The 13272-nt window shown below is 64.7% G+C and carries 9 protein-coding genes; 2 read left to right on the top strand and 7 right to left on the bottom strand.

Annotated features, from left to right (window positions below; all coding sequences use genetic code 11):
* Positions 1 to 5 precede the first annotated feature (5 nt).
* Positions 6 to 524, top strand: coding sequence for a DUF4352 domain-containing protein (locus tag VFO25_03110; protein HET9341893.1), 519 nt, complete (start codon positions 6 to 8; stop codon positions 522 to 524).
* 158 nt (positions 525 to 682) lie between these two features.
* Here the strand turns inward: VFO25_03110 and VFO25_03105 are convergent, their stop codons facing one another.
* Positions 683 to 1669, bottom strand: a complete 987-nt coding sequence (locus tag VFO25_03105) for an NDP-sugar synthase (GenBank protein HET9341892.1) — start codon at positions 1667 to 1669, stop codon at positions 683 to 685.
* A 104-nt stretch (positions 1670 to 1773) separates the two neighbouring features.
* On the opposite strand from VFO25_03105, the gene glgP reads away from it, so the two are divergent.
* Entirely contained in the window at positions 1774 to 4317 is a 2544-nt protein-coding gene (gene glgP / locus VFO25_03100; protein HET9341891.1) for an alpha-glucan family phosphorylase, read from the top strand.
* A 58-nt stretch (positions 4318 to 4375) separates the two neighbouring features.
* Here the strand turns inward: glgP and VFO25_03095 are convergent, their stop codons facing one another.
* The 6 genes from VFO25_03095 to glgC all read right to left on the bottom strand — a co-directional run bounded on the left by VFO25_03095 (position 4376) and on the right by glgC (position 13212).
* A complete protein-coding gene (locus VFO25_03095) occupies positions 4376 to 5392 on the bottom strand; it encodes a choice-of-anchor tandem repeat GloVer-containing protein (protein ID HET9341890.1) in 1017 nt (338 codons plus the stop codon).
* Positions 5393 to 5708: 316 nt separating this feature from the next.
* Positions 5709 to 6578, bottom strand: a complete 870-nt coding sequence (locus tag VFO25_03090) for a hypothetical protein (protein HET9341889.1) — start codon at positions 6576 to 6578, stop codon at positions 5709 to 5711.
* 2 nt (positions 6579 to 6580) lie between these two features.
* Complete coding sequence (locus VFO25_03085) at positions 6581 to 8170, bottom strand: hypothetical protein (protein HET9341888.1); 1590 nt, start codon at positions 8168 to 8170, stop codon at positions 6581 to 6583.
* 8 nt (positions 8171 to 8178) lie between these two features.
* On the bottom strand, positions 8179 to 10203 hold the full coding sequence (locus VFO25_03080; protein HET9341887.1) for an alpha-amylase/4-alpha-glucanotransferase domain-containing protein: 2025 nt from the start codon (positions 10201 to 10203) through the stop codon (positions 8179 to 8181).
* Positions 10200 to 11915 (bottom strand): glycoside hydrolase family 57 protein, encoded by a 1716-nt coding sequence (locus VFO25_03075; GenBank protein HET9341886.1) that lies wholly within the window; start codon positions 11913 to 11915, stop codon positions 10200 to 10202. The genes VFO25_03080 and VFO25_03075 overlap by 4 nt, the downstream gene beginning before the upstream one ends.
* A gap of 7 nt (positions 11916 to 11922) precedes the next feature.
* Positions 11923 to 13212 (bottom strand): glucose-1-phosphate adenylyltransferase, encoded by a 1290-nt coding sequence (glgC, locus tag VFO25_03070; protein HET9341885.1) that lies wholly within the window; start codon positions 13210 to 13212, stop codon positions 11923 to 11925.
* Positions 13213 to 13272: the final 60 nt, after the last annotated feature.

Genomic DNA, 13272 nt, shown 5'->3' with positions numbered 1-13272 from the left:
TAAACATGGATAAGCGGCTGCAGCTTCTCATCGGCGCCGGCATCTTCGGCGCCGCCGTCATCGCGGGCGCCATCTTCTTCTATTCGAGTTCGCCTCCGTATCAGGTCGCGATCGGCGAGCCGATCCGCCAGGACGATTTCCTCTATACGGTCGTCGGCGTCACGAAGGCGCGCACGGTCGGGGATGACGCGCACAAAGCCGTCGCCCGCGGCGTCTTCTACGTCACGACGATCCAGGTCGATAACCGGGCGATGCGCGTCGGCTACCAGTGGGATCCGTCGATCGTCTTCGTCACCGACGACGGCGGCAAGCGATACAACATGTCACTCGATGCGCAGAATGCCATCGACGCGACTCACCCGGTCGACACGATGATCGACGCCGGAAAATCGGCGCGGTACGAAGTCGCATTCGACCTGCCTTCCGACGTCCGTCACCCGGTGCTCTGTTTCTCCAACGGGATCATGATGGGCGACGTCTTCAACGGCGCCGCCTACACGCGCGCCCGCGTCCCCCTCGAATAGGGCGTTACTTCATATACCGCGGCTTTGCCTTACTGATGGGAGCGGTCGAGATTCATCTCGACCGCCGCGGTCTTGCAACTGCAAGCTCGCCTCCGGTCGAGCTAAAGCTCGACCGCTACAAATCGCGCCAGGATCGAAAATCGATACGCGATTGGGCGCTACGCGACTGAGGTCGCTTTGCCGTATTCGCCGCCCGTGACGGTCGAGCCGGACGCGACGCGCACGCCCTCGCCGAGCACGGCGTCGCGCACGGTCGCACCGGCCTCGATCACGACGTCATCCCAAAGGATCGACCGCTCGACGACGGCACCGGATTCGATGCGCGACCGAGCCCCGATCGCCGCCGGGCGCATCACGTTCGCCGCTTTATCGACGCGTGCGTCCGGACCGAGCAGCACGCCGTCTCGGATGACGGCGCCGTCGCGCTGGCGCAGACGGACGCGACCGTCAAGGGCGTCGAAGTGACAGCGGCGATACTCGCCCGGCGTGCCGATGTCGCACCAGTACGACGACGTCCGCATGCCGTAGAAGCGCGCGCCTGCGGCGAGCATCTCCGGGAAGACCTGTTTGCCGAAATCGAAGAACGTGTTCGCCGGTATGCGGTCGAGGACCGACGGCTCGAAGATGTAGATGCCGGTGTTGACGAGCCTGCTGCGTTCGGTTCCCGGAGCCGGCTTTTCTTGAAAGCCGGTGATGCGCCCGGATTCGTCGGTCACGACGACGCCGTATTGGCTGACCTCGTCCGCCTCGTGCAGCACGATCGTCGCCTCCGCACCGCGCTCGCGGTGAAAGCGGACGGCTTCGCTCAGGTCGACGTCGGTGACGTCGTCGCATCCGATGACCAAAAACGTCTCGCCGAATCGCGATGCGACTTGCTTCACGGCGCCGGCGCTGCCCATGAGCTCCTTTTCGCGCAGATACGTCATCGCGACGCCCCAGCGCGATCCGTCGCCGATGTACGCCTCGATCTGCTCCGCGAAATAGTGGACGTTGATGACGACGTCGTCGACGCCATGGCTCGCGAGGTAGTCGATGATGTGATCGACGACCGGCCGGTCTAAGACCGGCACGAGCGGCTTCGGCAAGTCGAGCGTCAATGGGTACAGCCTGGTGGACTTGCCGCCGGCGAGTATCATCCCGCGCATGGCCGCAAGTGTTATACCGAGCGCGCGCCGCAGCCTACCGGAACGGGCCAAACGTGGTCGCAATCGCAAGGTACGACCGTCGGGCGGGCACAAATGCTAACGCGATGCAGCGCTTTACGATCGAGATCCGCCCTGCCATTCCCGCGAGGTTAGAACGGCTGGCGGAGTTGTCATGCGACCTGCGCTACAGCTGGGATCGCAACACGCGAACGCTCTTCTCGCGGTTGGACCGCAGCCTTTGGGATGCATGCGGCCACAACCCGAAGGTCTTTTTGCGGCGCGTCGATCAGCGCAAGCTCGCGCACGCCGCCGAGGATCCCGTCTATCTCGACGCCTACGATCGCACGCTGTCGCGCTACGACACGTATCAAAGCCAATCGCGCCGCACGGCGACCGAGCTCACCAAAGGCACGCTCATCGCCTACTTCTCGGCCGAGTTCGGCTTTCACGAGAGCATCCAGATCTATTCCGGCGGCCTCGGCATCCTCGCCGGCGATCACTGCAAGGCGGCGAGCGATCTCGGCCTCGACTTCGTCGGCGTCGGTTTGCTCTATCGGCAGGGCTACTTCGAGCAGACGATCGACGCCGAGGGCAATCAGATCGCGACCTACAAGCAGACCGACTTCCGCGATCTGCCTTTCTCGCCGGCGCTCTCGCCAGGCGGCGGCGAACTGCGCGTCCGGCTCGAGATAGACGGACGCGATGTCGCGCTTCGCATCTGGGAAGCGCAAGCCGGCCGCATCAAGCTCTATTTCCTCGACAGCGATCTTCCCGAGAACGAGGCCGACGATCGCGCGATCACCTACCAGCTCTACGGCGGCGATCAGACAAATCGCATCAAACAGGAGATCGTCCTCGGCGTCGGCGGCGTCCGAGCGTTGCGCGCGGTCGGCGTGTCGCCGACGGTGTGGCACGTCAACGAAGGGCATGCGGCGTTCTCGATCATCGAACGCTGCCGCGAGATGACGCAGGCCGGCGTCGAATTTCCGGCGGCGCTCGAAGCGTGCGCCGGCGCGACCGTCTTCACGACGCATACGGCCGTTCGGGCCGGCCACGACGTGTTCTCGAGCGACATGATCGAGCGTTTCTTCGCGAAGTCGTACGAGCAGATGGGCCTGACGCTCGACTCGTTCATGGCGCTCGGCGACAAGCCCGACAACGGCGACGGCTTCAACCTGACGGCGCTCGCCGTGCGCGGATCGCGGCTGCACAACGCCGTGAGCCGCATCCATCAAGGCGTGTCGTCGAGGCTTCTCGCGTCGATGTGGCCGCAGATCCCGCCCGAAGAGAATCCGATCTCGTACGTGACGAACGGCGTTCACGTCGCGACGTTTCTCGCGCGCGAGTGGGTCGACGTCTTCGACGCGGTCTTCGGCGGCGAGTGGCGCTCACATCTCACCGCCGAGGACTTCTGGGGACGCGTCGACTCGATACCCGAGCATCTCTTCTGGAGCGTGCGGCAGACACTCAAGAGCCGCATGCTCGAGACGATCCGCACGCGGCTCACGCATCAGTGGGAGCGCAACGGATCCAGCGGCGGCGAGATCGCGCGCATGGCGCGCTTCCTCGATCCTCGCGATCCGAACATCCTCACCGTTGGGTTCGCGCGCAGGTTCGCGACGTACAAGCGCGCGACGCTGTTGTTCCACGATCTCGAGCGGCTTCGCGCGATCGTCTCCGACGACTCGCGCCCGATCGTCTTCGTCTTCGCGGGCAAGGCGCATCCGGCCGATCAACCGGCACAGGATCTCATGCGCGCTATTCACGCGTACTCGAAGATGCCGGAGTTCCAGGGGCGCGTGCTGCTCATCGAAGGCTACGATCTTGCGCTCGCGCGCCGGCTCACGAGCGGCGTCGACGTCTGGCTCAACACGCCGGAATATCCGCTCGAAGCGAGCGGCACATCCGGCCAAAAAGCGGGGATGAACGGCGTCCTCAACTTGAGCGTGCTCGACGGCTGGTGGGGTGAGGGTTTCGACGGCACCAACGGTTGGGCGATCAAACCGTTCGCCGCGGTGCCGGACCAAGAGCGACGCAACGCCGAGGAGGCGGGTAGTCTCTACGACATTCTCGGCGACGAAGTCATCCCGCTCTACTACCATCGCGACGTCCACGAGTATTCGAACGATTGGGTGCTGCGTTCGAAGCGATCGATGCAGACGCTATTGCCGCGCTTCTCGGCCGGACGCATGATGGAGCACTATCTGTCGCGCTTGTACGAGCCGGCGTCGCGTCAAGCCGTACGGCTCGCCGCGGGCGGTTTCGCCGCCGCTTCAGATCTCGCGATATGGAAGCAGCGCGTCCGCGATGCGTGGTCGGGGGTGCGCGTGCGGCGGACGGACGAGGCGGGCGAGTCCGAATCGTTCGGGTCGGCGGTCATGCTCGAGGTGGCCGTCGCGCTCAACGAGCTTGAAGCATCCGACGTCCGCATCGAGTGCTTGGCAAGCTTGCCGAACGCGCCGCTCGCGATCGGCGATCGTGAGGTCTTGCGCTTCACACCGCATGGCGCGCCGGAGAACGGCGAGCAACGCTATCGGCTCGATCTTCGGCCGAAGTATTGCGGCTTGCTGACCTACGAGATCCGCGCGTATCCATATCACGAGGCGCTGACCCACCCGTTCGAAACCGGCCTCATGCTGTATCTATGACATCGAATGGTAGAGAAGGGGAGCGGTCGAGATTTATCTCGACCGCCGCGGCCTTCGCCTAAGGGACTAGCGTGTACGCCATACCGCGGCTGGCCGAGCCGCCGACTGATGTGGTGCCGACCAACGTCCCACCGACATTGACGAGACCGGCGACCGGATCGCCTCCGTCGCCCGGCATCGACGGGAACGAATGCAGGACGGCTTCTCTGCCCGCCTTTGTGACGCTGTAGATAGTGCCGTCGCTGCTCGCGCCGCCGAACCGCGTCGTTCCATACAGAACGCCGTTGAGGACGACGAGATCACCGGACGGCGTCGCAGCGTCCGTCGAACTCTTGCCGAAATTGTAGACGACCTTTTCGGTGCCGGTGGACGGCGTGAAGCTGAACACCGTTCCCACGGTGTGCGTTCCGCCGCGCTCGGTCGTTCCATAGAGCGTGCCGTTGACGTCGAGGAGGCCGCCGAACGGCAGCGCCCCGTCCGACGTGCTGCCAAAACTATGGACGATGTGCTCCCCGCCCGCCGGGCTGAAACTGAAGATCGTTCCCGCGTTGTTCGTGCCGCCACTCGAGGTGGTGCCGTACATCGTACCCGACGCGTTGGTCAGTCCAGCCTCTGGCTGCGATCCGTCGGGCTGGCCGGTGAACGTGTAGTCTACTTTTTCGGTCCCTCCCGTCGTCGCTTGGTAGATGACGCCGTCGCCACGGCTGTCCCCGCCGGCCGACGTCGTGCCGTACATCTCGGTATTGAGCTTGACGAGTTGGCCCATCGGCCCGCAACCGTCAGGATGGTTCTTGAAGAGGTACTTGACCGATTCGACGCCGGCCGCCGTCACTTTGTAGATCGCACCGCAATCGGTCGTTGCGTTCGTCGATTCGTCCGTCACCCCGAAGAGCGCTCCGTTGACGTCGATCAAACCTCCGAGCGGGAGCTCGCCGTCGTTCGCTTTCGAGCCGAATGTGTAGAGGACTTTCTCCGCCCCGCCTGTGGTGATGCTGTAGACCGTGCCATCGAAGTTGCTGCCGCCGCCAGAGGTGGTTCCGAACAGCGTGCCGTTGATGTCGAGGAGCTGCGCCATAGGAGCCACGCCATCCGCTCCGCCTTTGAATGTGTAAATGATAGTGTACGTTGCCGTGGGCGAACTGCCGACGCGCGAGATACGCGCGTTGTGCCCGTGCGTAAGGGCTTGCACGACAGCAGACGTCGAAGAGCTGGAGCAGGCGGTCAAAAACCCGGCGGCGATCAGCGACACCAGAACTACTACACGCTTTATGATATGATTGCCGAGAGGATGAGACATAAAAAACCTCGTTCTGGAAGTATATCAGCCCATTCGAGTTGAGTCGAGCTTTTCGATTCTCGACACGGACCTTGGTGCCATATGAGGCCGAAGTTCAGCGCGTTAAGACCTTCGCCAGGGCCGATGCGAAGCGCTCAGCAGCCGGTGGATGGAGGCTCAAGAATAGAGACGGCTCGACGAGCTCCAACTCGATGACGATCGGTTTTCCCTCGGCATCGCGAACGAGGTCGACGCGGCCGTAGAGCGCGCCTTCCACCATCCCAGCGACTTTTTTCGCGACCGCGATCTCATCCGGCTCGGCGACGACCGGCGTCTCACCCGCTTCGCCCGCAACTGCCAGCGGCTGAAAGGCGATCTTCCGCGCGGCGTGCGAGTACTCACCGTCGATGAACACGAGCGCCCGCTCGCCGTAGCGCTCGACCGACTCCAAAAACGGCTGGACCATGACGTCTTGCTCGGCGAGCAGCATCTCGGCGTGCGCTTGCGCGCGCGCCAGGCCATCGGGGGAAGGCTCGACCATCAGCACGTTGCGCGTCGCCAGACCGACGACCGGTTTGATGACCGCGCGTCCCCAGCCGCGGTCGCCCAAGAAGGCTGCGATATCGACGGGCTCGCCGGAACGAAGCCAGGCCGTGGGGACGATCGGCGCTCCACGGCGCTCGATCTCTTCGAGATAGCGCTTGTTCGAATTCCAGCGGACGATGTCCGGCGGATTCCATAGCGGCGCGACGGCCGCGACCCTGTCGGTCCATGCGAGAAACCCGCCATAGTCGAGATGATAGTCCCAGGTCGACCGTATGATGCAGGTTCCGGCCCGAGCCCAATCGACCGATGGGTCGTTCCACACGGCCGGCTGCGCCCGAAGGCCGCGTTTTGCCAGCGCATCGACCGCAAGCCGGTCATCGGGATCGAGGTCGGGCAGACCGTCGTACGTGACGAAGGTGAAGTCGGGAGCGGGGCTCACGCTCAGAGATCGTCGATCGAGAGCTGCGTGTCGGCGTTGCGCCACGCCGCCGCGAACTCGCGCTGCACCCACGCCGCATCGGTCGTGTCGCCCTCGGCCTCCAAGGCCTTCTCCAGTCCGAATAGCGAGCGCGGATTGCGCGGGTTGCGCACGAGGTCGTCGCGGAACGTCCGCTCGGCGCCGTTCGCATCGCCCGCCTTCAAGAGCGCCGCGCCGAGCGACTCGCGTACCGGGAAGTACCAATCCGGCGGTTCGATGTAAAGCAGTCCGTCTTGGATGCGAACCGCGCGGACGAGCAGCGCTGCCGCGTCCGTATTCCGGCCTGCTGCCCGGTCGATCTTCGCACCGAGCACATCGAGCGCCATTCCGAGTATCTGCTTCGAGCCGTTGTTGAAACCGGTGACCGGAGCGACGTTCATCGACCGGTTGAGATCGCCGAGCGTTTGCAGCTCCTTCTGCGCGGCCGCGTTGTCGCCGGTGCCGGCGTACGCCATGCCGCGAGCGAAGTGCCACAGCGGCGTGCGCAGCGGGTCGTAGGACGGCGGCGTACCCTTCGAAGCCGGCAAGTTCAGGATGTCGTGCCAACGCGAGAAACGGCATAGCGCGTAGAGCGTGATGCTGCCGGCGTCCTTACCGTCGGCCTGAGCCGCTGCTGCTCTTGCGCCCGCGAAATCGCCTTCCATTTCGTACGCGCTCGCCAGGAAGTATAGGTTGTGGCCGTAGTAACCGGACGCTTCGGGGTCCATCTCGGTGGCCAGATACATCCGGTCGTGCTCCGTCGCGCGCACGTTGACGGCCGCGGCTTGATCGTAGTAGCCGGTGCGCATGAACGTGTGCGCGGGCATGTGGACGAGATGCGCGGCCGCGGGCTCGAAGGTGAACGTGCCGAGGCGTTGCGCGGATAGCAGTGCGCGATCGGGCGTCTTCGACTCCTCGGTCGCGTGGATGTAGTAGTGGTTCGCCCCGATGTGCATCGGATCGCGAGCGAGCACGCTTTCGAGGGTCGCGATGATCTCGTTCGTGCCGTCGGCGGGCTGGCCGGACGTGGCGAACCACGCCCATGCGTGGAGATCCATCTCGCTCTCGGCGAAGAGCGTCGCAGCGTCGAGATCGTCGGGATACTTATGCGAGAGATCGGACATCGCGTGCTCGTACGCCCGGGCGAGCGCGTTGTAGTTCGGGCGCGGCGAGGTCGTGTAGCGGACCGAGAGCGCGGCTACGTACGCCGCTTCTTCTTCGGACGCTCCGGCGAGCAAGGATTTCGCGTGCGCGATCGCGTCCGACGCCGCCTTCTCGCCCGCTTCGTCGATCGGCACGTTGACGTTCGGACCGTACGACTCGGCGATCCCCCAATACGCCATCGCGAGATTTGAATCGGCGTTCGCCGCACGCATGAACGCATCGCGCGCAGCTAGGCGGTTGAAACTGTAGAGCAGCGTCAGCCCTTCATCGAACGCCGACTGTGCGTTCGCGTTCGTCGTCGACACCTGATGGTGGACGAACGAATAATGGGGCGGGACCGCCATCGGCGACGCAGCCGCCGGCGCGACGAGCGCGAACGCCGCGAGACAAAGATACGGAAGCGATCGCAAGACTCGAGCTACCATTTCTTCACCCCCAACCTGACGCCGAGCGTCACGCTTTCACCTTCGGGTATCGAAACCGGCCACGAAATGCGGATCGTCGCGGTCTGCATGATCCTCTCGAAACCCGCTTCCGATTGCGACGCTGTGTATAACGGCCGCGCGTCGATCCGCGCGGCGGGCGAGACTTCGACTTCGAGCGCTCCCCCGAGTTCGGAATCGCGCAGCTCGACGGCTTTGACGTCATCGCGCTCGACGACACCGTCAAACCCTCCGCTCTTGATACCGTCCACGACGTACGTCCCCCCGGGCCCATCGCAACTCGGCATCGCGACGTCGAGCGAAACCGTCCACGTGCCGTTGCGCGACGTGCCGGAATCCCCCGCCGCTAGCGTGTAGCCGACGAGCATGTCGTCGCCGTCGAGTTCGACATGCTTGTCGACGGCCAACGTGCCCGCCAAACCGGCCATCACGAGCCGAGAAGCTCGCGATCCGAGTTGTCCATACGCCGCGCGCGCGCCGGCGCCCTCGGCCGGCGACCAGTGGTCGACGAACATCGCGCGGGGCTCCGCGTCGATCGCGAGCTCATCTTCGCCTATCTGCATCCGAAAGGCGACCCGGTCGTGGATCGACGCCGGTCCGCCCGAGGAGCCGTGGACCTCGCCGGACCGCATGCGGTCGTGGTAGAGTTCGGCGCGCCGCGCGAACGCGTCGGCGAAGTTGTGGGCGAGCTTGTAGTGGGTGAGCTCGCAGACGCAACCGTCGACGTGCGGGCGGACGATCGCGATCATCGAGCGGTTCGCGAGAACGACCTCGTCGCGGCCGTCGAGATCGATATCGGCCACCTCGACCGGCGCCCGGGGAGCGACGCGGTCGAGTTTCGCTTCGAGCCGCGCGAGCGACGAGTAGACCTGACGCCGCAGATGCGGCAGGTAGATACCGCCGAACAAACCGTGCCAGTAGGCATCGTTCGCCTGCGCGAGGTGCAGGTCGTGGAGCATCGTGTCGCGCTTTTTCGACGCCGGCAGCGCGTGAAAGCGGCGCGATGCCTGCGCGACGCGCTTGTGCATCCAATTGGATTCGGGATATCGGCTGAAGAAGTTGCGCCAGTGGCCGCCGCGGATCAGCGGCTTGTCCGCATCGATCGTCCCCTCGTTCTTGGCGCGTTCGACGAGCTGCGAGAACCGTTGTGCACCACGCGGCGGCAACGTCCAGGCACCCATCTCGGCGTACGAGACCGTCGGCAGATAAACGACGCCGCGGTTGGTATAGGCTTTATGGAACTCGGCGTAACGCATCGTCTCGATCTTCGGCGAGCGCACGACCGAGGCGATGAACTCCTCGAGCCATCGACGCCCGTACACCCACTCGTGCGTCTCGGGCCAGATGCCGAACTTCTCGATGTCGTCGAAATAGATCGCGGCGCCGGTCGCCGGAAGGCTTTCGATGTACGCGATGGTGTCGCTCACCGGCGCGAATGGGATCCGGTAGCGCAACGTCTCCGAGATCGGGAACAGATCGAGCCGCTTGCCGCCTTCTTCGGTCGAGAAGTAGCCATGAAGCGATTGAGGTTCTTGGCCCGCGCACAAGAAATGGAAGTCGTCGACGGCGACATAGCGGATGCCGCGGTTGACGAGCGACGGTACGACGGTCGCTTCCCACACTCGCTCGGCGAGCCATGCGCCTCGCGGCCGTACGTCGAACGTGCGCTTCACGCGTTCGTTCATCGCGCCGATCTGCCCGCGGCGATCCGTTTCCGAAAGCGATGCGAGGATCGGCTCGGTATCGCCGCCGCCGAAGACCTCGAGCTGACCGCGCGCGATCATCGTCCGAAGGCGCCTGACATCGTCGGGGAACTCACGCGTCAGGAAGTCGAGCAGCCAGCCGCTCACGTGCATCGCGAACTTGAACTCCGGGTGTCGTTCGAGCACCTCGAAGAACGGGCTGTAGCAGCGGTCGCACGCGTCGCGCACGACTTTCGGGAAGTTGCCCGCGGGCTGATGCGCGTGGACGCCGAACAGCAGCTTGACGGTTTCGCTCACGGACGGATGCCGTCCGTCGCCGTCGGCGGATTCGCGCGCATCGAGCCGCCGTGCTCGGGCGATCCCGCGCCGACGCCGATCACCGCGCCAACGGTCGCCGGCGCTTCCACACCCATGAGCTTATAGAGATCGGCGATATGATCGCGGAACAGCCGATCGTAGTCGCTCACGGTCTGCGCAGGATTTTCATCGCCAAACCACCAGAACCAGTCGGAGCCTTCACAGACCTTCAACTGGGCTTCGGCGAGAACGAGGCGTTCGCCGCCGAGCGAGCCCGCGGCGACCGCTCGGTCGAAATCGGTCTTCGCGGCGACGAGCAGATCCCAAGCGCGGTTCTTCGCATCCTCGCCGATCCACGTCGAGAGCGTGCCGTACACCCAGCTGCCCGCGACTAGCGTGTCGAGCTTTGAAGTCGGCGGGTTCCGCATGAGATGCTCGCTGAAGGTCGTCAGGCGCAGCGACGCATGCGAGCTCAGCGCGCGATAGAGGCCGGATAAGAAATAAAACCCGTTCTCCGGGTAGTGCTCCCACGCGTTTTCGCCGTCGAGGATGATCGAGACGATCGGCGCTTCTTGCTCGGCGGTCGATCGCGCGATCCCCTCGAGCTCGCCGACGAGATTCGCGACCGCGTCGTCGGCGTGCCAATCGGCATAGCGGAAACCGATGAGATCGGAAAGGCGCACGTCGCGGAAGAACATCGCGATACCGCGGCCGCGCGCGTCGGCGACGAGATACGGCTTGTATAAGGATGCTTCGCGCGGCGGCAGGTCCGCGGCGGCCGCGCCGAGCGAGCGCACGAGGACGGTTTCGCACGACGCGCACCAGGCAAATCCGTTCGAAGCCAACAGCGAGAGCGCAGCCTTCGACACGGCGCCTTCGGACGGCCAGCAGCCCGCAGGCCGTTTGGCGAACCGGGCGCCGTGGGTCGCGATCGCGGCTTCCACGTGGGCTTGCGCCCGCGCGACGCCGCCTGGATAGGACGGCGCTTCCGGAAGGGGCGCGTCCGGCTGGCTTTCGCGAGCGACGATGAAGTCGATGAGGAGCGGCAGTATCGGATGCGTGTAGGGCGACGTCGAGAGCTCGACGCGGCCGTTGGAGGCGAGCGCTTTGTATCTGGCGACGATGCCTCGCACGATCTCGCCCATGAGATCGATGAGTTCGGTTCGATCGGTCTCATCGAAGTCGGCCGCCTTCTCTCGAAGGCGTATCGCGCGCGCATCCTCTCGGGCTATCGACTCGCCGAGCCACGCCAGATGGTACCAGACGCAGACGTCCGTCAGGAAGCGCGTCGACAGATAGCCGTGAAAGCCGCCCGTGAGCGCCGAGTCGTATGCGTCGCGCAGCCGCTGATACGGTGCATGCCTTCGGATCATCCGCTCGGCGTTCGCGCGAAAGCACGCCTCGATGAGACCGGCCAAATCGCCCGACGGCACGCTTTCCGGATCGGCGAGCGCGCGCAAGAGCGGATCGCGAAACGCACGCCGCGCGAATTGGCCGGCGTAGTCGTCGATCTGATCGAGGAGAATGGGCGTGAGATTGACGACGGCTCGCGCGTCTCGGTTCTGCTCGAGGTGCCACGCCATGTCGGCGTAGTCTTTGATCGCGTGGAGATACGTCCACGGCAGTTGGAACTCGCGGCTCGACGCGCGGCGATACTGCGGCTGGTGCATGTGCCAGCAGAGGACGACGTCGAGCGGTCTCGCCTCGCTCACGCGCCGCTCACGAGCGGCCGAAGTGGAGCGGCTGGCCGAGCATCTCCGGCGTGATGAGGGTGACACCGCCTTCAGTGCGGTGGAAACGCTTCGCGTCCGCGTCGGGGTCCTCGCCGACGACGAGGTCTTCGGGAAGCATGCAGCCCTTGTCGATGACGGCGCGTTTTAAACGGCAGCGCCGTCCGACCGAGACGTCGGGCAGGATGACCGAATCTTGGATCGACGAGTACGAGTGGACGAATATGTTCGTGAACAGCATCGAGCGTTCGACAGTCGCGCCGGAAACGATCGTGCCGCCAGACACGAGCGAGTCGACGGCCGTGCCGCGCCGGTCGGGGTCGTCGAAGACGAACTTCGCCGGCGGCACTTGTTCTTGGTACGTCCAGATCGGCCAGTCGGCATCGTAGAGATTGAGCGCCGGCGTCACCTTTGTCAGCTCGAGGTTCGCCTCCCAATAGGCATCGACCGTTCCGACGTCGCGCCAGTACGGCTCCGTGTCTTCGGAATCGCGGATGCAGCTCGCAGACAACCGATGTGCGTGCGCGCGATGATTCGCGACGACGTGCGGGATGATATCGCGGCCGAAGTCGTGCGTCGACGCAGGATCGTCGGCGTCGCGCACGAGCTGATCGATGAGGAAGCCCGTGTCGAAGACATAGATGCCCATGCTTGCGAGCGCACGCGTCGGGTCGCCGGGGATCGGCGTCGGCTCGTCCGGTTTCTCGGCGAACGCGATGATGAGATCGTCGTGGTCGACTGCCATGACGCCGAACGCCGACGCGCGCTCGAGCGGCACCTCGATGCAGCCGACGGTCACGTCTGAACCCTGCGCCGCATGCTGAGCGAGCATCTGGCCGTAGTCCATCTTGTAGACCTGATCGCCCGCGAGCACGAGCACCCGTTCCGGCGAGTGTGCGCGGATGATGTCGAGGTTCTGGTAGATCGAGTCGGCCGTACCTTGATACCAGAGGGTTTCTTCGACGCGCTGCGACGCGGGGAGCAATTCGACGAACTCGTTGAACTCGCCGCGCAAAAAGCCCCAGCCGCGCTGGATGTGGCGCATGAGGCTGTGCGCCTTGTACTGCGTGACGACGCCGATGCGGCGGATGCCCGAATTGATGCAATTCGAAAGCGGGAAGTCGATGATGCGGAACTTGCCGCCGAAGGGCACGGCGGGTTTGGCGCGCCAGTCGGTGAGCTGGCGCAGGCGTGCGCCTCTGCCGCCGGCGAGGATGAGCGCCAGCGTGCTCTTCGTCAGCAGACTGACGTAGCGGGATTGTTCCGGTGCCGACAGCATCGTTTCCGTGCTTTCAACGACCCGGGAGAATCGGCCCTCTCGTCAGCTTCCATGGCTGTA

This window comes from Candidatus Eremiobacteraceae bacterium (genome assembly GCA_035710745.1).
Taxonomy (GTDB): domain Bacteria; phylum Vulcanimicrobiota; class Vulcanimicrobiia; order Eremiobacterales; family Eremiobacteraceae; genus JANWLL01.
The sequence above is the reverse complement of the archived record's forward strand: the minus strand, read 5'-3'. Positions and strand labels throughout refer to the sequence as shown.